Origin of the sequence: Pedobacter africanus (assembly GCF_040548825.1) — a bacterium.
Classification (GTDB): Bacteria; Bacteroidota; Bacteroidia; order Sphingobacteriales; family Sphingobacteriaceae; genus Pedobacter; species Pedobacter africanus_A.
Genome location: NZ_JBEPSL010000002.1, coordinates 1,263,087 through 1,286,717, shown reverse-complemented (window position 1 = coordinate 1,286,717; position 23,631 = coordinate 1,263,087). Strand labels below are relative to the sequence as shown.

Here is a 23,631-nt window from a genome sequence, read left to right as displayed (position 1 = left end):
TCTGGATGGTAAACCCCACTCAGGTTCAAGATATTTAATCCTTTTTCCAGGGCTGTGGGAAAAACAAAGTTTCGTTTTACCGCCACCTCTGCTACAGACAAATACACATCCAGGGCATAAATATGAGCAAACAGCTTTTTTATTTTCTCGTGTTCGCGTACTCGGAACAGTACATCATAAGCCGTAATTGCAGGGTAGGGCAGTTTGGCCTGGGGCTTTTCCTTTAAGGCAGGTTCAAAGGCAGCATCGGCCAGCAGCATGGCAATGGCCTCCCGTTCATCCCTGTATGCCGTTATGGCATTTACTGCCGGGCTGTCAATAAACTCCCTGGTACGCCATAAAATGCCGATAATGGCCGTTACCCCATTGTGCATCTCTTTCTCATTGAGTACAGTGGTATGGCTGGAAGTATCTTTACTGCGCCCGCTGTTGTTCAGCAAATACCGCTCGGCAGCATCAAAAGAACTGGAGTCGAAAGGGAATACAGCCTTCATGTCTGCAAAATGGGCAATAATACTGCTCCGCTGGTTTATGGTATCTTGGTCTGACAAGGGGCTGCGGAACAGCGTTTTCAGCATTTCTTCCCCTCCTCGGGTATGGGCCGAATTGTAGAGGTCAAAGATGCCCCCCGAATTCTGCTTGCCAAATATGCCCAAGTCCTCTATGGTTTGTTCGTCTGTTTGTAAAAACATCATTTTATTTTCGTTTGCGTCTGATTAATAATAAAGTCCCCCCCACTAACAACAGCCCCGGCAATACCCATAGGGTAGCTATTTTAAAGGCATAGGCCTGCGGCTCGGTAATGGTTAACAAAGTGTCCCTTGGCTTCACCAGCCGGGGCAGGTATTGTGGGTAAGCACCGTCGGTCATCCAACTATAAAAAGCATTTTCAAATAAATTGTAGGCCGTTCTGATGTTGCTGGTAAAATCAGCATCCCCGCATACTATAATGCGCTGCTGCTTATTGTTGACCTGCCTTGTCAACTGAATACCGGTAACAAAAGAGGGTTCTTTACTGTCGCCCTCCGCTACACTAAATACCGGGGGTACTGAATCCAATACCAGGGTGCCCGCCTTAAGCCATGTTTTTTGAGCAGTCGTTTTTAATATCGGGCTAATGGTAAAGCCCCCCTGTGCTGCATAAGATAGCCCTGTTACGCCGGGCATATATATTTTCAGTGAATCGTCTTCAGTGTCTTTCCTTCTAATTGCATCCTTCAATGCCAAAAGATTGTTTTCTTCTGCAAGGCTTGCGGCCGCTTCGGTAATGTAGGGTATCACTTTGTCTGGCGTCTCGTTTTTACTCAGCTCTACCAGCGTGCCTTTCATCAATTGTACACCCAGCTGTTTAAGCAGGGGGTTCAGGACATATTGTTTACCTGGCTCGCCACAGATCATCAAATTACCGCCCTTATCAATGTATTGCCTGATTTTAGCCAGGGTAAGCTCCCCCAGGATAACCTTCGGATCCGCAATTACCAGGGCAGCAATGTCCTCAGGGATATTGTGTCTTTCCAGTGAAAGCGTATCCACATCAAAAGCATGGTTGATTAACGAAATCCGGTTGCGTTTTTCAGTGGAAATCGTGGAATATTCCCGTTCCCCGGTTTTATAAATGCTGCGCTCCAGGTTGCCCGACAGGAAATATATTTTTGGTGCCTTTTCTGCAATCAACCGTTTTAAAGCATCATCAATCTGGCTCTCATCCGGCCAGAAAACATCATCTTCAAAAGTACGCAGGTTAATCTTCCGGCCTTTATACTTCATCTGTAAAAACAGGCGGCCGTTTTCCGCTTTTGGATCAATCATTTTACTGACCTCCTCCGGCGGCATAAACATTGCTGAATCTACATCACTGATCTGGGCCATTATTCCGGCGATCTGTTTTACTGTTTTACCGGGATAGAATTTGAAATACATGTTATTATTGAAACTCCCGTCATAATCATAGTAATAAACATACTTTAACTGGATGTCTGGTTTAAAGCGGAAAAAGGGTTCCCAAAGAGAGGCTAAATATGGGTTTCTTGCCTCCGGAAACCCGCGTGCTGCACCGTTGCCCAATAAATTGGTATACATCGTTACCTCCAGCGGGGCATTTTCATCCAGCGCTTTCAGTATTTTTTGGGTACGTGGATGAAGTGTATTGGTTTTACCGGCGGTAATGTCCCAGTAACCCGTAAGGGCAGGGCGCGAACTGACATAGCCAATCAACAGCCCCGAAACTATTATGGCAAGGTACCTTAAGGCTTTAACCGCCCAGGGTTTTACTTCCCTTCCTTCTTTCAGTTTAAAGAGCGTAAAACCCAGGAACATATAAATCACCACCAGGAAATAGATCACATCTTTGCTGGTAATCAAGCCGACCAACATCTTGACCGTTCGTCCGGAGATGGATAAGAAATAGGTCAAGTCACGTACAAAATCATATTTCTGCCATACGTTTCCTACGTAACCCAATAAAAAAACGACCATAAAGGTAGCAATCGCAGATATGACCTGGTAAGAACTCAGGCTCGACATAAATAAGCCTATAGCGGCATAAGTGCAGACCAGTAAATAAAAGCCCAGCGTTGCCGACAACAGGATCCCATAATCAACAAGCCGGATCTGGAAGGCTGCAGATATCATAAATACGCCCAATACGCCCACTAAAACCAAATTATAAATCATCAGGGCCAGGTACTTTCCCAAAACGATCTCCCGTATCCTGATGGGTGAGGAGTACAACAGCTTGATGGTGCCATTGTTAATTTCTCTGCTCAATATGCCCATGGTAAGCAAAGGAATAAACAGAAATAAGTTCTGTAATGCATTTGCAAAAATGCCATCCGGATTTAAAAAAATTAGCCGTGTGAGTGATTTCCCAAAATCTCTAAATTTCGGGCTGTTTTTTAACAGCGAGTCCTGTGCATTTGCTAAACCAACTAATGGATCTGCATAAAAAATAGCGCATTGTACCAGGAATACAATCACCAGAAACCAGGCGACGGGCGAATAGAAAAGATTACGGACCTCGTTTTTGGCAATTTTGAATATGATCTTCATCTGTTTTGTTGTTTATGTTTTATTTTTATCATATAAAAGAAGTACCCGCTTATTCCCAACCGGGCCAAACAGAGTAAGTGTTATGTCATTGTTCAGCCACTTATTGCCCCCGTTTTCGGGAGACCCGATCATATTTATTCCCTCCAGCTTGTAACTGCTTAGCAGCTCACCGGTAACTTTGTCCCGAAACTCAAAAGCGTAACTATCTACGACAGAGCGGGCAGAATATTTTTTAAACCCGGTAGCACCTTTATAGGGCAAACTTGCCAGGGTTGAGCCGTTGGCCTGTCCGACTAAGTTCACACTCACCGGGTTGCCCCCCAGGGAGATGTTTACAAAACGGATGCTCATCGTCGAATCTGTCGGAACATGATAAGGCAGCTGGTTTGTGGTAAATAAAGTATCAGGAGCCTGTTCCGTTCCCGTTAAAAACAAGGCATTCACTGTATTGACCGGTAGGTTCAGGATTAAATTAAACAACGGCTTTCCACCCTGTAGGGTATCGACAGGCCGGTACAAGCCCAGCTTTTGCTGACCAAGATAACTCGTATTAGGAAGAAGGTAAGTTCCGTAGCTGACAAAAGTCAGCCCCCCATAAAATCTTATTATTTTTAACTCATCCCCATTAAAATTAGTATACAATCTGGAGCTGCCCACCAGTCCGTTAACCATCATAAGGGCTGATGTCCCTGACCCTGGCATGAGCGCATCCTTTTTGCAGGAATTTGTAGCCAATAAAAGCAATACTGCCGAAAAAAGATTAAAATATATTCGTTTCATTCTGATGCATTTTAACTTGTCTTAATTTTTCTGTCTTTCGCCCCTTCAATACCCTGGATTTTGTATTAAAAACCTGTCTACCTCTAATTCTCTTAAAGGTATAGGGTACAGCAACTGGTAATCACCTGCCCAGGGCTGCTTTAATGGAATTGCCGAAAGCACAGCACTGGCCATGCCTGTCCGCTTTAAATCAAACCAGCGGTGCCCCCATTCCGCAAAAAACTCTATCTGGTTTTCTTTGACTATGGCTGTAATTAGTTCCTGTTGACTTAAGTCATTGCTTAAGTCGTTCAGACCGGCCCTGTCGCGAACGGTGTTTAAATCAGCAATAGCTGTTGTAATTCCACCCGGCGCCCCCTGGGCTATGGCCTCGGCACGTATCAGATAAGCCTCGGCCAAACGCAACACCATATAATATTCGGTGGCCGGCTGCCCAAAAACGCCATTGCTCTTACCGGTTTTGTATTTTTTAGCGTAATTTATCGTTGACCCTGACGAGACAAAAGTACCTGTCCAAGCCTGTTTACGCTGGTCATTTGTTTCAAACCTTGACAACAGCTGATTGCTGAGTGCGTATGGGCTAGATGGTGAAAAAGCATAACCCTCCGTTGTTGCATTTTTTACCGAACTATTCTCTGTCGTTTGCTTTAATTGCCATACAGCTTCCCTGCTGTCGGTTAAAAACACGCGATTCAAGTCGGGCTCCAGCTCATATAATGAAGTCTGGTTAATAACAACCGTTGCCTGCGTGGCAGCATTTACATAATCACCGGCATATAAGTAAGCGCGGGCCAATAATAAAGTAGCGGCCCATTTATTGGGAATGATCCTTTCGCCATTCCCAGCCAGATAATCTTCTGGCAAAGTAGCCTGTGCATCTTTCAGGTCCTTAATGATTTGCTGATAAACCTCTTTTTGAGGCATGCGGTTAAGGTTCCGGGTTTTGTTAAAATCAACAGTAAGCACCATGGGTACATCCCCAAAACAATTGACGAGGTAGAAATAACAGAATGCCCGAACAAATTTGGCCTGTGCAGTAAGCTCTTTTCTCACATTATCGTGTAATGCCCCGGAAGTGGAGGCGGCAATGCCTTCAATAACCGAGTTTGTTCCATAGATGACCTGATAGGCAGAGCTCCATATGGTTCTGGACATCCCTGAATTAAATCCCGAAATGCGATTGGTATTGTACAAATAAGGTTCACCGGCACCGGCACCAGCAACCAGGTTGAGCTCATCTGAAGACAGCCCCCCCAGAATCGTTGTGAGGCCCAGACTAAATCCGTTGGTAGCCTGAGGAAATGTTCCCGCCCCATTTACCATTATCGTATAAACACCACTCATTGCTGATATGGCCAGGTCATCCGTATCAAATACCTCGGCTGTGGTAACCGTGTCTATAGGAGGATCTATTTCGATCAGTTTTTTGCAGCCCACACAAACGGTGCAGATCCAGGCGCAGAAAATAAACACCATTTTTAATTTAAATGAATCCATAAACATTTCTATAAAGTAATTGCCAAACGTCCATTAAAAGTTCTCGGCTGTGGAAAGTTGCCAAAGGGCATCTCCGGATCAATGCCGTCATAGTTTGTAAGCGTGAAGATATTTTCTATATTAACTCCAAAATTTAGTCCTTTTACCCCCAACTTTCTGGCAAGTTTATCCGGTAAGGAATAGCCTGCGGAAATATTGTTCAACCTCAAAAAAGAACCATCTGTGTAGCCCCCATCCGAGCTCGTAAACAGATTGTCAAAATTACCAAGGGTTGTGAAAGCTGGCATAGCGGCAATGTCGCCCGGCTTTCTCCAAACATTGGTTAAAACCGATAATGGCGCATTTTCTATGTCTCCCGGAGTTTTGGTATAAGATCGCAGCATCATCTGCTTTTTAAAATGAAATCTCAACCCAAGCGAGAAATTTTTATACCTTAAATCCGTTCCTGCCCCACCATCAAATCTTGGGTCTTTATCTATGGTAACATAACGATCGTCAGCACCAGTCCCTGGAGCTGTATTGAATGCAGCCGCGCCTATTTTTCCGTCATTATTATAATCCTGAAAAGCCCGTTTTCCTGTCTGTTGATCAATACCTAGATAGTGTAGGAGGTAGTCGGTGTTTAATGGATATCCTATTTTAAACCTGGAATAGTTTCCCGAGTATTCAATTCCGGGGTAGGACAGTAATTTATTCCTGTTGCGACTGATATTGAACGAGGCCGACCAGGAAAAATCTTTCGTATTGATGATGTTTGCGTTTAAAGTAGCTGTTGTTCCTACGTTGCGGACATTTGCATTTAAATTGCCCTGTACAGAAGCAAACCCTGTGAACTCCGGAGTTGGCAGCCCTGATAACTGGTTATCACAATTTTTTCTATAAATCGTTATCCCCAGATTTAACTTATCTTCCAGAAAACCCAAGGTCAACGATCCGGAGAGGTTTTTAACGGTTTCCCAGCGGTAATCCTGATTTACAGCATGCACAGGCACCAGGGGTAAATTACCGTTGTAGTTGTAATATGATCTGTTCAATGGGCCAGAAGACCAGGCCGACAGGTATAGATAATCGCCTCCGGCCCTTCCCGTAACCCCATAATTGTCGCTCAATTTGATTAAGCTGATCCATCCTGGCGCTACGCCTTTCAGCCATTTTTCTTCCAGAGGGAACCAATTGGCTCCAGCCGACCAGAAATTACCAAACCGCCTGCCCGGACCAAAGGCGGAAGACCCACTCCTGTTCCCGTTAAACTGGATGATGTATTTGCTTTTCCAGTTATAGTTGATGCTCCCATTTACATCCGTAAAAGCCGATTGGGCAGATTTGTGAGTGACGGTTTTTAGAGGTGCATTGTTAATAGACTTTAATAGTTCGTCTCCTTTATAACCCGCTCCCATCAATGTATATCCGGAACTGGTTGCATTATTCAGTACTCCTGCTATTGAAATGCCGAGAGTTCCCTTACCAATATAGGCAGAGTACGTTAGTATGGGATTAACATTATAACTAAATATTTCGTTATTCCCGAAAATAGCAAGCCCAAGGGGAAACTCAATTGGGTTCTGAGCAGCTATCGGCTGAACCGTTTTCGTTTTAGCAGAACTGTTATTATAGCCCAGATTCAAGCTAAATTCTAGCCCTTTTATGATTCGGTAGCCCATATTTAATCCACTGGTCAGGGAATAAGTACTGGCGGTACCAGGAGTTAAAATACTCTGGAATGGGAAATATGCGACAGAACCCGGTTCATTAAAGGGGCCGTAATTCAAACTTCCTTTTTCATCAAATATTGGTGGCAGGTTAGGTGCCAGGGTAGGTGTCCCACCAACTGCCACCTGATTGTTATTGGTATATCGGTATTGTACGTTTACTGAAACGGTTAATTTTTGATTTAAGCTTCTATAGCCTAAATTCAACCCCATTCCTGCTGTTTTATTTTTATTCTGATCACTCAGAGCTGAAATATCCTGCACAGAAGAATAAGATCCGAACAACCTGAAATTTATGATGTTGTTCCCTCCGGATAAAGATGTCGATACATTGGTTGCACTATTCGCTTGCCAGAGTTCTTTTTGCCAATCGATATTTCTGCTGCTATCCCATATGGTCAGGTCAGGTGAACCGGCGATTGACGGCGCAAACCCATCGTTGCGAAGTGCCTCACGCCTCATTGCTAAATACTGTTCTGTATTTAACATTTTCCAATGTCCAATAGCCTTATTTACCGAGCGGTCTACATTGATGTCAAACTGTGTAGCTCCGGGTTTCCCTTTTTTGGTTGTGATCAGGATTACACCGTTTCCGGCCCTTGCCCCATACCTGGCTGTAGCAGCAGCATCTGAAAGAATACTAACACTTTCAATATCCTGCATACTGAGCCCATACAAGGGGCTTTGTCCTCCGGAGAAAGAAAGGCCAGCCTGGATAAGCCCGGAAGATCCGCTGTTATAATTTCCCGCATAAGCAAGTCCCAGACTTGGTATCACTATCGGCACACCATCTATGACATACAAAGGATCGGAAGGAACGTCTGCAACAGAATTCCTTCCCCTGATCTCTACTTTTACAGGGGCTCCGCTAAAGCCCGTTGTAGGTGTTACCACCATACCCGGCACCATTCCTTTCAAGGCCAGCAAAACATTGGTAACCGGCTGTTTGGCAAGCTCTGCTCCACTGATCTGTGTTATTTCGCCTACCGACAACCGCTTTGTTGTTGTGCCATAGGCCTGTACCATTACTGCATCCAGCTCATTTTCTGCCTCTTTCATGTAAATGTTAAACTCGGTTTTCATCGCTACAGGTACTTCCTGACGGATATAGCCTATATAACTGATGTTCAGGGTATCATTTGTACGCACGTCTTCCAGCACAAACTTTCCCTGAGCATCAGTAGTGGCCCCTTTACGGCTGCGCTTTATAATTACATTGGCATTGGCCAGGCCCCGGCCCTGCGTGTTGTATACAAAGCCATGTACCGCATCTTTTGCAAAAGCATTAAAATTCAATATCGGTTGGCCGTCATCATCTTTTGGCCCGTTTTTATCAACAAGGACAACAATTTTACCGCCAACGATATTATATCCGACCTGGGTATTGAGCAAGCATTGGTTTAATGTAGCGCTTAAACTTGCTTTTTCAACAGTAACAGATACTTTCCCGGCCTTTTTTAGTATTTCCAGATCATAAAAAATCTGAATCCCCGTCTGTTTTTTTATTTGGGTCAGGACGGTTTCCAAAGGCACATTTTTTAGAGAGAGCGTAATGAACGGTAGTTTCTGAGCGTATATCTGAATGCTTGCCAGCAGACAGATGACAATCAGTACAAGTCTATAAATTCTCATACGCGGTGGTTTAATTGGTGATTTTTTTATACAAACAATACAGCAGGCAGGATTGCCGGCATACCTTAAACTACAGTATTTTTTATGGCGTAACTATTATTTTTTTCCCTTCAACAGTAAAATGAACTTTTGCCAGTTCCAGAACTTTTAAGACCTCCAGAAGATTGGTGTTTCTTGATATTTCGCCCCCAAATTGTCGTTTAGGTATCTTTCCTCTATACTCCACTTCTATATCATACCAGCGCGATAACTTGCGCATGATGCTTTCCAGGCTTTCATTGTTGAGCATGAAATAGCCATTTTTCCAGGCAAAAGCTTCTTCCATATCAGCATCTGATGCCGTTAAAAGGTTGTTTTGCAATGTGGTTTGCTGGCCAGGTTTTAGCCGTACTTCTGTTTTCGGAGCTGCCATCCCTGAGGTTGAAACCTTAACCGCCCCCTCCAGTAAGGTAGTTCTGGTTGCAAGCTCATCTTCGTAAGCATTGATGTTAAATTTTGTCCCCAAAACCTCTATAACCTGCCCTCTGGTTTTTACCCTAAAGGGCTTTTTGGCGTTATGAGCCACTTCAAAATAGGCTTCACCAACAATTTCAACTTCTCTGTTTTTTAACCCCGAAAATGTTGAAGGGGCACTTATATAAGAGGCCGCATTTAACCAAACCCTAGTTCCGTCCTGCAATGTAATTTGATAAGTTCCACCCGCTGGAGTCGCAGCTTTTAGGGTCTGTACGCTATCGCGCCCCACCTTCAACACGCTACCATCGTTATACCTTAAACTGCTATCGTCGATAACAAGACCGGTTTGTGCCCCGCTAAGATTTATGGTCTTGCCGTTATCCAACATTAACGTTGCTGTGTTTTTCCCCGGGGGAATGTCTTGAACCACCACATTGTTTCTAATCTGTTTAAGGATACCCGTATCGCTACTAAAAAACCAAACACCAAGCACAATAGCAATTACCGCTGCAACACCCGCCATACGAATCCATAGCCGATACGGCCTTGGCTTAGTACCTGCAATATGAACAGCCAGGGACCTCCAGATTTCTTTATTGTCTTTTTTCAACAGACTGTTATTCAACAAAATATCACTATTCGTAAGGTGCTTGTTGAAATGATATTCAACAAGCTGCTTTTCTTCGGGTGTTACGTTACCCTCAGTATATTTTGCGATTAGTTTTTCTGCTTCTTGTCTGGTCATGGCTTAACAAATATTTAACCCCCATTTAATACATGTCCGTTAAGCCGGAAAAAAATCCCAATTTATTTTAAAATAATTATATGCCGGTGGGATGACGACAATTGCCAGCACTTTTACCATTACAACTTTATTCATATCGGGTTCACTTCGGGTTCGCCTCAGCTAAAACCGACTGAATCTCAAAAAGAAACCGTAATGATGCAATGACAAAACCATTATGTGCAACTTAAAAGGAAAAACCAATTGCAGTTGTCAGGAGAATAAAATGACCGTAAGCAAAGAGAGGCCGATCTTCGGTTTTAATTGTACAGCTGCCTGGCTAATCAGGTTTTTAACCGTTTTTTCAGAAATGTTTAATTCTTCAGCAATCTCCTGATGGGTACGAAACTCCAGTTTGCTCATAACAAACGCTCTGGCCATTTTCGGCGGCAGCTCTGATACCAGCTTTTCAACTGTTCTGATCAGATCTTTCTCCTCAATATAATCTTCGGTACTGCTTATTCCACTTTCAAAAGTCTGTAAGAATTTCTCAGCATAACCTGCTTTCACTTTTTGATGCGCGACCTGTTTCAAAAATTTATATCTGATTGCCGTATAGAGATAAGCAGAAAGTGAAGTCTTAAGTTCAAGTTCTGACCTGTTGTCCCAAAGCGAAATAAACAATTCCTGGGTCATATCTTTCGTAACATCTCTGTCGGCCGTGAGTTTAAATGCGTAAGCATAAAGCAAACCGCTGTACCTGTTGTAGATTTCGGTAAAAGCGAGCTGGTCACCTTCTTTTAAGAAAGTCGTGATTTCCTGATCAGTATATGTACTATAAGCAGTCATGATGTATAGCTACCCCCTGGTCAAAATTATTCTTTAGTTAAAAGACCCAATAATTTTATACAATTGTAGATAATAATTCACATTCCCTGGTAATAATACCGGAAAATTATTTTCAATCAGGCCTTAGCGACACACACGGGCAGAAAAAAAGGGAGAACACCCGTATGGGTATACTCCCTTTTCTCCGTTTGCGGGAAATCTGTTAAATCAACTCCACACTTCTGCTTACAAAAGCAGTCAGCTCTGCGCCAGTCAGCATTCCCTGCGCCAGTAACGCCAGGTCTACCGCCTGTTTGGCCAATAAGCCCTGCTCCTCTTCGTTATCGGTTGCTATGATCTTCCCGATCAGCTTATGGTTTCCGTTGATGGCTACCTTATAGCTGTCAGGCATGTTGCCATAAAAGCCCATTCCACCACCCATGGCAGCCATGTCTTTCATCCTGCGCATAAACTCGTCCATAGTAACGGTTACCGGCAGTTCTTCAGGGTTCAGACCAACAATTTCCACATGGTAGCCGGGTTTGTTAATGGCCTTGTCAAAAATGGCCGCCACTTTTTTAGATTGTTCTTCTGTCAAAACAGACTCAACATTATCCTCTTTTTCAATCAGCTTGCTGGCCACACTGGAATCCACACGCTTCAACGAAGTCTTTTCCAGTTTCTGTTCCAGGTGATTTACAAAGTGGTTGTCAATCGGAGAGTTCATCAGCAATACATCGTAATCCTGTTTGTTGGCCGACTGTATAAAGCTGTCCTGTTTGGCTGGGTCGTTAGCGTAGATGTACACCAGCTGACCGTTTTTGTCGGTTTGAATATCTTTCACCTTATCACGGTATTCATCCAGCGTAAAGTGTTCTTCTTTGGTATTGGTCAGTAAGGCAAAATCCTTCGCTTTCTCATAAAACTTCTCTTCGCTTACCATTCCGTATTTCACAAAAAGCCCGATATCATTCCATTTTTCTTCATAACCTTTGCGGTCTTTGTTGAAGAGCTCCTGCAATTTATCCGCAACTTTTTTGGTAATGTAACTGTTGATCTTTTTAACATTTCCATCTGCCTGTAAAAAGCTTCTTGAAACGTTTAACGGAATGTCCGGCGAATCAATTACCCCATGCAGCAGCATCAAAAATTCAGGTACAATGTCTTTTACCTCATCTGTAATGAACACCTGTCTGGAGAACAATTTGATTTTATTGCGCTGCAGGTCAAAGTCGTTCTTCACTTTCGGGAAGTACAATACACCCGTAAGGTTAAACGGATAATCTACATTCAAATGGATCCAGAATAAAGGTTCCTCAGAAAAAGGATAAAGCTGTTTGTAGAAATCCAGGTAATCTTCGTCTGACAAATCAGCAGGTGCTTTGGTCCAGATCGGATTGGTGGTATTGATGATGTTGTCTACCTCTACGCTCTTCGTTTTTGGTTTTCCTTCCTCATCTTCGCCGTCGGGCTCCTGTATCGTTTTGGTACCAAACTTAATCGGAACAGGCAGGAACTTTCCATATTTGTCTAAAATCTCTTCCAGTTTGTGTTTGCTCAGAAATTCTTCAGATTCTGCATTGATATGTAAAGTGATCTCTGTTCCTCGGCTGGTCCTGTTGCCTGCCGTAATTTCGAATTCGGTACTGCCGTCGCAAACCCAGCGGGCTGGCTCAGCACCTTCCTGGTAAGAAAGCGTTTGGATCTCAACAAGGTCGGCCACCATAAATGCAGAATAGAAGCCCAGACCAAATTTACCGATGATCTCATTGGCATCCTTTGCATCTTTAAACTTCTCTACAAACTCGCTTGCTCCCGAAAAAGCAACCTGGTTGATGTATTTTTTAATTTCCTCTGCAGTCATACCCAAACCATTATCGGTTATGGTAATCGTCTTTTTCTCTTCATCTACGGCAACTTCCACCAGGGGGCTGCCCAGCTCTCCGTTATACTGACCCAAAGCGGCCAGGCGTTTAATCTTTTGTACCGCATCAACGGCATTGGATACAAGCTCTCTTAAAAAGATCTCGTTGTCTGAATACAGGAATTTTTTGATGATCGGGAAAATATTTTCCGTGTGAATGGATATCGTTCCTTTTTCTTCTATGCTCATATATTAACTCATTTTTAAGTACATAAAGTCTTATCAAGGCCTATTCCAAACTGCATTTGTTGTCAAATTGACAGTTCAAATAAAATTATAATGCCATGATATATTTCTATGTACCTTTGCCCTTTAATGGAATACAACGTTCATACCTTGCCAAACGGCATCCGCCTGCTTCATGTGCCTGCTGCATCGGCCATATCTCATGCCTGTATCATCATCAACAGTGGATCAAGAGACGAAAAGGAGCACCAGGCCGGCCTTGCCCATTTTATTGAGCACCTGATCTTCAAACGTACCGAAAAGCGGAATACCAACCAGATATTAAACCGGCTGGAAAGTGTTGGGGCCGATTTAAATGCCTATACAACCAAAGAATATACTTGCATACACGCCTCTTTCCTTAATCCGTATTTAGACAGGACACTGGAGTTATTTAACGACATTGTATTTCACTCTGTTTTTCCTGAAGATGAAATGGAGAAAGAGAAAAGTGTAGTGCTCGATGAGATCGCCTCCTATCTGGATCAACCCGAAGAAGCTATCTATGATGATTTTGAAGATCTGGTCTTTGCAGGTCATCCTATGGGAAGAAATATCCTTGGAACAGTAGATAGCGTTTCTAACATCACGAAAAAGGACATTCTTCAGTTTATTAAAGACAACTATCATACCGATAAAATTGTAATTGCCGTACTGGGGAATTATCCATTGAGCAAGGTGGTTAAAACCGGGGCTAAGTATTATTCGGAAATTCCTGCAAACCTGCACAGCGACACCAGGCTTGCGCCCCCGCAAACAATTGCAGTTACAAAAACTTTCAGCAAGCCCATTCAGCAGGCACATGCCATGATGGGCAGGCAGGCCTATTCCCTGTACCATCCTTACAAAACGGGCTTACTGCTGCTAAATAATTTATTGGGAGGTACGGGGATGAGCTCGATCCTTAACCTGCAGATCAGGGAAAAATACGGCATTGCCTATACCATTGAAAGCAGCTACAGCCCCTTAAGCGATACCGGAATCTTCAGCCTTTATTTTGGTACAGATAAGGAAAAAGTAAGCAAAGCCTGGTCGCTCATACTAAAGGAATTTAAAAAAATAAGACAAAACCCTTTAACAGAAATCCAGCTGCAAAAGGCAAAAAATAAGTTTATCGGACAAATTGCCCTTGGGGAAGAAAACCGTATCGGACTGATCATCGCCATGGCCAAAAGCCTGCTGGACTATGACAGGATAGATGATCTGCAAACTATATTCGGAAAAATTCAGGCCGTTAGCACTGCCGACATGGCCAATATTGCAAATGAAATATTGGATGAAAGTAATCTTACTTCGCTAACTTTTTATCCTTTAGGGTAATATTTGTACTTTTGTACCATGAAGTTACCCATTATAGCCTACGGAGATCCGGTTTTAAAAAAAGTATGCGCGCCAATTGAGCAAAACTACCCGGAGCTGGATCAGCTGATCAGCAACATGTTCGAGACCATGTACAATGCGCATGGCGTAGGTCTTGCAGCCCCGCAAATTGGCCTGCCGATACGCCTGTTTATTGTAGACACCGGAGCCGATGAGGACGATAAGGATAAGTTCAAAAAAGTTTTCATCAATGCCGAGATCCTGGAAGAAACCGGCGAGCCCTGGGCTTTCAATGAAGGCTGCCTGAGCATTCCCGACATCAGGGAGGACGTGATGCGCAAACCAAATATCCGCATCAGGTACTACGATGAACACTGGAACCTTAAAGAAGAGGAAGTAACAGGAATGCCTGCGCGCGTTATACAGCACGAATATGACCATATTGAAGGCAAGCTGTTTACAGACACCCTAAGCCTGCTCCGCAAAAGAATGCTGAAAAGCAAGCTGGATGCAATAGCTAAGGGAAATGTAAAGGCTGATTATAAAATGCGATTCCCGCAGCAAAGCAAAAGGCGTTAAGCGCGCTTTACACGCTCTTTAATTGCTTTCGCTTCTGATTTTATCCCCCTTGAAAATAGATTGCATGAGCTTACCCCATGCGAAAGGGTTTAAAAGTGGGTTGGTCTGAACCATGTTTTTGTTCAGCGCCCGGTCGTGGTTCAAACGGTTATTGATACTCTGGATCTCGCCGCCGTCCCTCGGTAAGGTCTGAATCAAGCCGCTGAGGCTCTCCGGCGAAAGGTTCCGGGCAGCGATCACATAATCATCATCGGCAATCCTCATCGACATGAAATCTCTGGTAAATTCCTCTACCGTAGCCCAGGGATAAACCCGTACAGTCGGCAGGTTTACAATCTCCGCTTTCATCTTCACCATAGCGGTATATTTACTGTCCCTGATGTCTGCAGGAATGTTCATTAAAACATCACGGTAACCAATCGCAGTAAACAGGATGGTATCGCCAGGATGGGCAATAAAAGAAAAATAACCTTTGTAATTGGCTGCGTAGCGCTGCCCTTTATTGGTTAAATTGGTAACCGTTACATAAGAAACCGCAGTATTGCTATCCACATCGTTAATGATACCGGTGAATTGAATCAACGGTTTCTCTGCAGTATGCTGTGCAAATACAGAAGAAACTAAGAGGAACAATATGACGGTCAGCAAATACTTCATGTTACAAAAATAGCGCTTACAACTAAGAGTACTAGTTAAATAGTGTTAAATCATCTATACCGGCTCGGTCAGGTTTATCGCTTCCACTCCGGTAATTTGCGGAACAGCTTTCATAATGGCCTGCTCAACTCCGGCTTTCATCGTCATAAAACTCATTTTACAAGAGCCGCAATTACCCAATAATTTTAATCTAACCACGTTTTCCGGCGTAATCTCTTCTATCGCAACGTCCCCTCCGTCAGCAACTAAATATGGTCTGATGGTTTCCAATGCCTGCTCTACTTGTTCTGTTAAATTCATTTTGGTAAATTATTAAAATATAAAAATAGTAATTTTTTTCCTTATAACATCATTTTCAGTCAACCGAAGAAAGGTTGCCTGCCCGCTGGGCATTATTAATGGCAACCTGCTGGGCCACCTTTCCGGCAATCGCGGCAAAAGAAGCGGCTAATGTTCCAGCACTTTCCATTGCAACCGGTACACCGCTGTCGCCCCCTTCAGTAATGCTTTGTACCAGCGGAATTTCCCCCAGAAAAGGAACGTCAAATGATTTTGCCAGTTCTTTCCCACCGTCCCGGCCAAAAATATAATATTTATTATCGGGTAATTCTTCAGGTGTAAAATAAGCCATATTCTCTATCACACCCAAAACGGGAATATTTATAGCTGGCATTTTAAACATGGCCAGTCCTTTTCTGGTATCGGCCAAAGCCACCTGCTGGGGCGTGGTCACGATAACAGCACCTGCAATCGGGAACCCCTGGGTAATGGTAATGTGAATGTCTCCCGTGCCCGGCGGAAGATCTACAATGAGATAATCCAGTTCACCCCAGTCGGCATCATTAAAAAGCTGCTTTACCGCATTGGAAGCCATCGGGCCACGCCATGGCACCGGTTGATCCGGATCGGCAAAAAATCCCAACGAAAGTAGTTTTATACCATACTTTTCAATCGGCAGAATCAGGGTTTTTCCTCCTTCTGTTTCCTTTGCGCCAGGTTTTGCATCCACCAGTCCGAACATGGTTGGGACTGATGGGCCATAAATATCTGCATCAATTAAACCCACTTTTGCACCACCTGCACCCAGGGCAACGGCAAGATTACTCGCTACCGTAGACTTTCCAACACCTCCTTTGCCGGAGGAAACAAGGATGATATTCCTGATGGCATTTAGTTGTGAGCTATCCATGGGTTTTGTTACCCTTGAGCTGATATCGATACCGATTTCGGCTTCCTGACTAACAAAATGCTTAATGGCATTTACACATGCATTTTTCAGCATGTCCTTCATCGGACAGGCCGGGGTTGTCAACTCGAGGGTAAAATTGACCTGGTTCTCCTCTATTTTTAGATCTTTAATCATGTTTAAAGTCACCAGATCTTTCTTAAGATCCGGGTCCTCAACATTCCTCAAAGCTGCTAGAACTTGTTCCTGGGTAATTATCATTATTCAAAAATAACAAAAGACGGTCACAATAAATTTTTAATGCCCCTTTTTATTGTAATTTTAACACGAAATAAACATTTGAGTTTAACGTTTAGCAGTAATATCTATTTTATAGCATGCATTTTCCTAAAATCAATATCCCAAAGAAGTATGTAAAGATCGGGGCCTGGGTACTGGGGAGTTTTCTGCTCATCCTCATCATCGCCGGAATTGTTGCCTATAACAAAAGGGAGGCGCTCTTAAACCGGATGATGGCCAAGGCAATAGCAAAAGCGGAAAAAGACTACGGACTGGATGTTAAAATTAAGGAATATGGTTTCAGCGGTTTAAATACCGTACGCATGGAAGCCGTTTCGGTGGTACCGAAAGACCGCGACACGCTCACGACCATCAACGAAATGACTATTGGTGTAAAGCTTTTTCCCTTGCTGTTCGGAGATGTCAAGCTTTCTGAAATCAACTTAAATACCGGAAAGCTCAACATCGTTTTCAGAGACTCACTAAGCAACCTCGATTTTTTTCTGAAAAGGAAGAAGAAGGACAGTACCGAAAAGAAAAACAAAGTAGACCTTGGCGATCTTGCCCATAACCTTTTAAATCAGGTTTTGTATAAAATACCTGACAATATGGAGGTTAAGGATTTTCTGCTGAATGTGAATGACAACGATACCGCAAAACTGTCTTTTCTGACCACAACGGCAACTATAGACGACGGGGATTTAAAATCAACCGTCCTTGTAAACGGAACAGAATCCACCTGGCATGTTAACGGAACGGTTAAGCCGGGTAGGAAGCAACTGGATATTATGCTGTTTGCCGACAATAAAAAGGTAGAACTTCCTTACCTGAACAAAAAACTTCAGGCTAAGTTTAGCTTTGATACTGTAAGAACAGAAATGAAAAGTGCCGAGTACAGCGGAGATGACTTTAAAATATCGGGCTCTTGGTCGGTAAAGAACCTGTTGGTCAACCATCCTAAAATAGCTTCCAATGACATTATCGTTCCCGACGCCAAAATAGACGCAGATATGCTTATAGGGAAGAATTATGTGGCACTCGACAGCTCCTCAACCGTATTTTTAAAAAAGGCGGCTATTCACCCTTATGTAAAGTATACGCTTTCCCCAAATAAAATATACGAACTTAAACTACATGCACCTGAGCAGGATGCCCAGGAAGTGCTGAGTTCCTTTCCGCAGGGCTTGTTTGAATCGCTTGATGGCATGAAAGTAAGCGGAAAAGTAAGCTATGACCTGAGCTTTTACCTCGACAGCGCCCAGCCAGATAGTGTAAAATTTTATTCGGGACTAACCCCTCATAATTTTAAAATTCTGAAATGGGGTAAAACCAATCTGCAAAAGATCAATAGCGACTTTGTGTATACGCCTTATGAACGGGGAAAGCCAATGCGGGATATTCTGATCGGACCATCCAATCCGAATTTCACTCCACTTTCGGAAGTTTCCAGCAATTTCAAAAATGCCATTTTAACTTCAGAAGACCCTTCTTTCTTTACCCACAAAGGTTTTGTTCAAGAATCTATACGGAAGTCTTTTGCTGTTAACTTTAAAGAGAAGAAATTCGTCAGAGGGGGCAGTACGATCTCTATGCAGCTGGTAAAAAATGTGTTTCTGAGCAGGCAGAAAACACTGGCCAGGAAAGCCGAAGAAATCCTCATTGTATGGCTTATTGAAAACAACCGGCTGGTCAGCAAAAACCGAATGCTGGAAGTTTATTTCAACATTATTGAAATGGGCCAGAACATTTATGGGATAGGTGAAGCAACCCGGTATTATTTTGGCAAAAGACCTTCCGATCTGAACATCGGAGAAGGTATATTCCTTGCCAATATCGTTCCCCGACCTAAAATTGCTTTATATAAATTCAGAGGAGATGGGGGGCTTAAAGACTACCTTTATCCTTATTTCAAATACATTGGCAACATTATGGCCAGAAGAGGCCTCACCCCTGGCGATACCAGCGGTTATGGTTTTTACAATGTGCGTTTGCGTGAAGGATTAAGGCAGTACCTATTGCCCGATACTACAAAAATTGACACCAATAGTTTCGACAATGAAGATCCTTTGCCTGCAATAGAGACGCAGGATGCCTCAAAGAACCTGTTCGACCGCTTGTTTGGACGTTCTAAAAAAGACACTGCCGCAACCAGACAACCGGTAAAGGCGGATACCGTTCAAAAAACAAGAAAAGAACTGAGGCAGGAGCGAAGGGAACAGCGCCGTAAAGAAAGGGAAAAAGAAAAAGCAGGACAGCTTTAAATCATCAGGGGCATGCACAAGATTCAGATAGCAGATAAGGAGTTTGAAATCCTCCTCGACAACGACAATATCAGTAAGCGGACCCGCCTGATTGGGATACAGATGAATGTGGATTATGAATCCAGATGCCCGATATTCATTGGAGTGCTCAATGGCAGTTTTCTCTTTATGGCCGACCTGATCAGAGAAATCGAAATTCCATGTGAGATCGGCTTCATAAGAGTTTCATCTTATGAGGGCACAGAAAGTTCGGGGTCCATTAAACAGGCTTTTGGTTTGCCAGACAACCTGCACGACCGGGATGTGATCATAGTAGAGGATATCGTTGACACGGGATTTACACTTACGCACATCCTTAAAGAAGTGCAAAAACAAGGGCCTGCATCTGTAAAAGTGTGTACATTATTGTTTAAACCCGCTGCGTTAAAGGCAGAAATTGAAGAGCTGGAGTATGTTGGTTTTGAAATTGGAAATGAATTTGTTGTTGGCTACGGCCTGGATTATGATGGCCTGGGCCGAAACCTGAAAGATATTTACAGGGCCAAAATGTAATTTTTTTTTCTCAATTTTGCGGAAACATATATCTCAGATCCATGACCATACACAAAGAAGGTTACACCACCATTGCACTTTCCATACTTTTCATATTTATCATCAACGCATTTGTCGATTATAAATATGCTGACATTACCTGGCTGAAGTGGCTAATCTATCTTTTTTCTCTATTCCTGCTCATCACGGTACTGCAATTCTTCCGGAACCCATCGAGAACTTTTACAAGTGGTGAAAATCTGGTGATTTGCCCGGCGGATGGTAAAGTTGTGGTTATAGAAGAGACCGAAGAGGGAGAATACTTTAAGGACAAAAGGCTGCAGGTGTCTATTTTCATGTCGCCGGTAAATGTTCACATCAACAGAAACCCGATCTCCGGAATAGTAAAGTTTTTCAAATACCATCCAGGTAAATATTTAGCGGCCTGGAACCCTAAATCATCCACCGAGAATGAAAGGACTACCGTAGTAGTGGAGCATAAGAACGGCACTCCGGTATTGTTCAGACAGATTGCCGGCGCCCTGGCCAGACGGATTGTCTGGTATGTTAAAGAAGGTGACAATGTAACCCAGAATAAAGAGTTCGGATTCATCAAATTCGGCTCCAGGGTTGACATATTTCTACCGCTGGGCACAAAGGTTAACCTGGAACTCGATCAGGTGGTAAAAGGAGGGATTACCGTATTGGCCGAACTCAGCTAAACATAAAAACATTTATAAACAAAAGGCCCCGAAAAATTCGGGGCCTTTTGTTTATTCCTCATTTTTCTGAGGAAGGGGGTCACTGATAGACCGCTGTGTTGGGTAAGCGAAGTCTGATCGGTATTCCTGTACAATTTCCATCAGTTTAAAGTTAATCTCTTCCTTAACCTTAACAAATTTGCTATGCTCCATATTGACCACCAGGTAAACAACCTGGATATTTAAAGCTGAGTCGCCAAAATTATCAAATGCGGCATAACCATCTTTTGTATTTTTGTTCGCCGATAAATACTCCTCAATGGCTTTTAGGATTGCTTTAATATCATCAGGATTGGTTTCATATACGATTCCAATAAAAAAGCTGACCCGCCTGTAATTTCTTAAAGTAACATTTTCCAAAACCCCGTCAATCATCGCCCTGTTGGGGATCACAATCGTTGTTTTATCCGGACTGATCAGCCAGGTGCTTCTGAAACCAACCTTTTCAATAGTTCCTTCTATGCCGTCTACCTTAACTACGTCGCCTACGGTAAAGGGCTTATCCAGGAATATCGTAAATGATCCGATCAGGTTTTCAAGGCTTTCTTTTGCTGCAAGCGCAATTGCAATACCTCCGATTCCAAGACCGGTAATCAGGGTAAGCACATTGATTTCAAAAACAAAGCCCAGCAAGACAAAAAAACCAAGAAAACAGATCAGGGTCTTGGTCAGCTCTTTTAGAAACGGTACCAGCTGGTCGTCAGCCCTGTTATTTGTAATTGATGCTTTATGCTTCAGCACAAATGCAATGAAATCAACAATCCTTAAAATGATCCAGAAAACGGAAAGAATGATCAGGAAAAGAAATATCTTATCCAGACAATCGCCAATCGTTACCGGCAGCTTTGCCTTCGTCCTATGTCCCAATACAATATCCAGTGGATGGCTTAAAGTATTAATGGCCAGGTATATTGTACAAAACGTAATGAAAGATTCGATCGGTTTTAAAAGCAGGGCAACAAATGTCTCACCTTTGACTTCTTCGGCAAATTTTTTAAAGATTTTAAAAAGCGCCTGGCTAAACAACCTGGACACCAATCTTTTGAAAAATAATCCAAGTAAAATAATGATCACAAAAATACAGTATTGTTTCACTGTATTGCCCCAGAAGATCTGTTCAAAAAATTGGTTATCCATCATAACTATACCAGTTGTTTTAATGCAATTTCAAAAGCAGTTTTTGACAATTGTTTCCGCTCTGAAGATTCTTTATATACTGCTTTCATTGCTTTATAAATTACATCAGACGCATCTGTAAAAATGGCGTCATCGCTCATTTCCACATTTCTCTGCATCAGATAGGCAAATACCCTGGCCATACCGCAGTTTGCAATAAAATCAGGGATAACGGCAACATGGTTATCTGCATGCTCCATAATGCTTCCAAAGAAAATCTCTTTATCGGCAAAAGGAACGTTTGCACCGCAGGCAATCACTTCCAGCCCCCCTTTGATCAGCTGATCTACTTCTGTTTGCTGTACAAGCCTGGATGCCGCCGCAGGAACAAATATTTCTGCGCCAATATTCCATATCTCCTGACTGGCCTGTTCAAAAGGGATCAGCGCCGAAGAGACCAGTGTATTTCCTGCCCTGTTGTTAAATAAATCAATGATCTCTTCTTTGGTAAAGCCTTCTTTATTGATCAGGCCTCCTACACGGTCAATAATACCCACAATTTTCACACCATTCTGTGCAAGGTAATAACCTGCCGCAGCAGCAACATTTCCCCAGCCCTGGATAATGGCTTTTTTACCGGCCAGCGCTCCGCCCCAAATGCTATAGAAATGACCAATAGATTCAGCGACACCGTAACCGGTGATCATATCTGCTACTTTATATTTTCTTTTGATGTCCGGTGTATAATTCAAATCCTCCAATACCTTTGATACCCCGTATCTCAACTGTCCGATCTGGTGAATGCGTTCATTTTCCCTTGCCTGGTAATGCCCGTTGATCACCCCTTCCTGCGGGTGCCACAATCCATAATTCTCGGTAATAGGAATTACCTCATGAATCTCGTCAATATTTAAATCTCCTCCCGTACCGTAATAGTTTTTTAGCAATGGCATCACGGCCTTATACCAGCGTTCCAGTACTTCCTTTTTCCGGGGATCGGCAGGATCAAAGTTTATTCCTGACTTGGCGCCCCCAATCGGAGGTCCTGATACGGTAAATTTAACTTCCATGGTTTTCGCCAAAGATTCAACCTCCCGTTTATCTAAACCCTTACGCATCCTGGTACCACCACCTGCGGCCCCTCCGCGAAGCGAGTTGATCACTACCCAGCCTTCGGCTTCAGATTCCTTATCTTTCCACTCAAAAACGATCTCGGGCCGCTTCTCCTCGAATTTTTTTAACAGTTCTTTCATTATTATATTAAGTTAGTTGCCGCAAAGATATACAAACAAAAAAACCTCCCCGATATGATCGGGAAGGTTCCTGTATTTTTTTTAAAGAAATTAAACTCTTTTAGATTTGATACGAGCTGCTTTACCGGTTAACTCACGCAGGTAGAACAATTTAGCTCTGCGAACTTTACCGTAGCTGTTCACTTCAATTTTAGCAATGTTTGGAGAGTTGATAGGGAATATACGCTCTACACCAACACCGTTAGACATTTTACGAACAGTAAACGTTTCGCTTGCGCCTACGCTGTTACGTTGTAATACTACGCCCTGGTAAATTTGAATACGCTCTTTATTACCTTCGCGAATTTTATAGTGAACACTCACTGTATCTCCTGATTTGAATGCAGGAAACTCATTTTTTGCGATTACCTGCTCTTCAACAAATTTTACTAAATCCATGATTTTAAGCTATTAAGCCGATTTTTTGTTGTTTAAAATCGGACTGCAATATTAGGAATTTTATTTTAGAAATAAAAACGTTTTTTATTTTTTTCCACATTCTTTAATATTTCCACAAACCAAAACCCTGTATAAGTGCTTTTATTTCCTCTTTTCGCTATAGATCAGTGTTTTCAAATCTTTTCCCTTGAGCTGAAAATTCTCCAGATCGCCTCTGTTCACATCAAACAGGATCTCCAGTTTCCTGACGATCCCGTAAGGAATGTCTGTTTCAGAGTCAATCTTTATATTTCTGTAGTTATGAAAAGTATTCAAGGAAATGTCGAGCACCTTAGGAATAATTTTTCTGGCGGCTGAATACTCAACAACATTCAACCGGTATAAATATTCATTTATTTTATACTTATCCATTTTACAAATAAGCTTT

19 protein-coding genes and 1 pseudogene are annotated in these 23,631 nt (G+C 42.9%); 5 read left to right on the top strand and 15 right to left on the bottom strand.

From position 1 onward, the window contains the following. The 8 genes and pseudogenes from ABIE26_RS15655 to htpG all read right to left on the bottom strand — a co-directional run. Positions 1-695: pseudogene (locus ABIE26_RS15655) on the bottom strand (hypothetical protein); the annotation flags it as partial. A gap of 1 nt (position 696) precedes the next feature. Next, positions 697-3,048, bottom strand: coding sequence for a Gldg family protein (locus ABIE26_RS15650; RefSeq protein ID WP_310141510.1), 2,352 nt, complete (start codon positions 3,046-3,048; stop codon positions 697-699). Positions 3,049-3,060: 12 nt separating this feature from the next. After that, complete coding sequence (locus tag ABIE26_RS15645) at positions 3,061-3,828, bottom strand: hypothetical protein (RefSeq protein WP_310141511.1); 768 nt, start codon at positions 3,826-3,828, stop codon at positions 3,061-3,063. Between the two features lie 45 nt (positions 3,829-3,873). Then, entirely contained in the window at positions 3,874-5,325 is a 1,452-nt protein-coding gene (locus ABIE26_RS15640) for a RagB/SusD family nutrient uptake outer membrane protein (RefSeq protein WP_310141512.1), read from the bottom strand. A gap of 8 nt (positions 5,326-5,333) precedes the next feature. Continuing rightward, the gene (locus tag ABIE26_RS15635) at positions 5,334-8,666 is read right to left on the bottom strand and encodes a SusC/RagA family TonB-linked outer membrane protein (protein ID WP_354376042.1); all 3,333 of its coding nucleotides are present in this window, start codon (positions 8,664-8,666) and stop codon (positions 5,334-5,336) included. An 82-nt stretch (positions 8,667-8,748) separates the two neighbouring features. Further along, on the bottom strand, positions 8,749-9,867 hold the full coding sequence (locus tag ABIE26_RS15630) for a FecR family protein (RefSeq protein ID WP_310141516.1): 1,119 nt from the start codon (positions 9,865-9,867) through the stop codon (positions 8,749-8,751). A 252-nt stretch (positions 9,868-10,119) separates the two neighbouring features. Next, the gene (locus ABIE26_RS15625; RefSeq protein ID WP_310141518.1) at positions 10,120-10,695 is read right to left on the bottom strand and encodes an RNA polymerase sigma factor; all 576 of its coding nucleotides are present in this window, start codon (positions 10,693-10,695) and stop codon (positions 10,120-10,122) included. A gap of 202 nt (positions 10,696-10,897) precedes the next feature. After that, positions 10,898-12,787 (bottom strand): molecular chaperone HtpG, encoded by a 1,890-nt coding sequence (gene htpG / locus ABIE26_RS15620; RefSeq protein ID WP_354376039.1) that lies wholly within the window; start codon positions 12,785-12,787, stop codon positions 10,898-10,900. A gap of 126 nt (positions 12,788-12,913) precedes the next feature. Between htpG and ABIE26_RS15615 the strand changes: the two genes are divergently transcribed. Both ABIE26_RS15615 and def read left to right on the top strand, forming a co-directional pair. Beyond that, entirely contained in the window at positions 12,914-14,143 is a 1,230-nt protein-coding gene (locus ABIE26_RS15615; protein ID WP_310141519.1) for a M16 family metallopeptidase, read from the top strand. Between the two features lie 18 nt (positions 14,144-14,161). Further along, positions 14,162-14,722 (top strand): peptide deformylase, encoded by a 561-nt coding sequence (gene def, locus ABIE26_RS15610; RefSeq protein WP_310141520.1) that lies wholly within the window; start codon positions 14,162-14,164, stop codon positions 14,720-14,722. Between the two features lie 18 nt (positions 14,723-14,740). Here def and ABIE26_RS15605 read toward each other — a convergent pair whose 3' ends face one another. The 3 genes from ABIE26_RS15605 to ABIE26_RS15595 are packed head-to-tail and all read right to left on the bottom strand — an operon-like array spanning position 14,741 to position 16,826. Next, a complete protein-coding gene (locus ABIE26_RS15605; RefSeq protein ID WP_310141521.1) occupies positions 14,741-15,379 on the bottom strand; it encodes a hypothetical protein in 639 nt (212 codons plus the stop codon). A gap of 54 nt (positions 15,380-15,433) precedes the next feature. Next, entirely contained in the window at positions 15,434-15,679 is a 246-nt protein-coding gene (locus ABIE26_RS15600) for a NifU family protein (protein WP_084238320.1), read from the bottom strand. Positions 15,680-15,734: 55 nt separating this feature from the next. After that, positions 15,735-16,826 carry an Mrp/NBP35 family ATP-binding protein gene (locus ABIE26_RS15595; RefSeq protein ID WP_310141524.1) on the bottom strand — a complete coding sequence of 364 codons (1,092 nt, stop codon included), beginning with the start codon at positions 16,824-16,826 and terminating at the stop codon, positions 15,735-15,737. 116 nt (positions 16,827-16,942) lie between these two features. Between ABIE26_RS15595 and ABIE26_RS15590 the strand changes: the two genes are divergently transcribed. The 3 genes from ABIE26_RS15590 to ABIE26_RS15580 are packed head-to-tail and all read left to right on the top strand — an operon-like array spanning position 16,943 to position 20,358. Further along, positions 16,943-19,105: a biosynthetic peptidoglycan transglycosylase gene (locus ABIE26_RS15590; RefSeq protein ID WP_310141526.1), complete on the top strand. Its 2,163-nt coding sequence runs from the start codon at positions 16,943-16,945 to the stop codon at positions 19,103-19,105. Positions 19,106-19,117: 12 nt separating this feature from the next. Beyond that, the gene (gene hpt, locus ABIE26_RS15585) at positions 19,118-19,657 is read left to right on the top strand and encodes a hypoxanthine phosphoribosyltransferase (protein ID WP_310141529.1); all 540 of its coding nucleotides are present in this window, start codon (positions 19,118-19,120) and stop codon (positions 19,655-19,657) included. 41 nt (positions 19,658-19,698) lie between these two features. After that, complete coding sequence (locus ABIE26_RS15580) at positions 19,699-20,358, top strand: phosphatidylserine decarboxylase family protein (RefSeq protein WP_310141532.1); 660 nt, start codon at positions 19,699-19,701, stop codon at positions 20,356-20,358. Positions 20,359-20,409: 51 nt separating this feature from the next. On the opposite strand, the gene ABIE26_RS15575 is transcribed toward ABIE26_RS15580, so the two are convergent. The 4 genes from ABIE26_RS15575 to ABIE26_RS15560 all read right to left on the bottom strand — a co-directional run bounded on the left by ABIE26_RS15575 (position 20,410) and on the right by ABIE26_RS15560 (position 23,615). Next, on the bottom strand, positions 20,410-21,537 hold the full coding sequence (locus ABIE26_RS15575) for a mechanosensitive ion channel family protein (protein WP_310141535.1): 1,128 nt from the start codon (positions 21,535-21,537) through the stop codon (positions 20,410-20,412). A gap of 2 nt (positions 21,538-21,539) precedes the next feature. After that, a complete protein-coding gene (locus tag ABIE26_RS15570) occupies positions 21,540-22,766 on the bottom strand; it encodes a Glu/Leu/Phe/Val dehydrogenase dimerization domain-containing protein (protein ID WP_310141537.1) in 1,227 nt (408 codons plus the stop codon). Between the two features lie 90 nt (positions 22,767-22,856). Further along, positions 22,857-23,204 carry a 50S ribosomal protein L19 gene (rplS, locus tag ABIE26_RS15565; RefSeq protein WP_084238314.1) on the bottom strand — a complete coding sequence of 116 codons (348 nt, stop codon included), beginning with the start codon at positions 23,202-23,204 and terminating at the stop codon, positions 22,857-22,859. A 141-nt stretch (positions 23,205-23,345) separates the two neighbouring features. Beyond that, the gene (locus tag ABIE26_RS15560; RefSeq protein ID WP_310141541.1) at positions 23,346-23,615 is read right to left on the bottom strand and encodes a hypothetical protein; all 270 of its coding nucleotides are present in this window, start codon (positions 23,613-23,615) and stop codon (positions 23,346-23,348) included. Between the last annotated feature and the right edge of the window lie 16 nt (positions 23,616-23,631).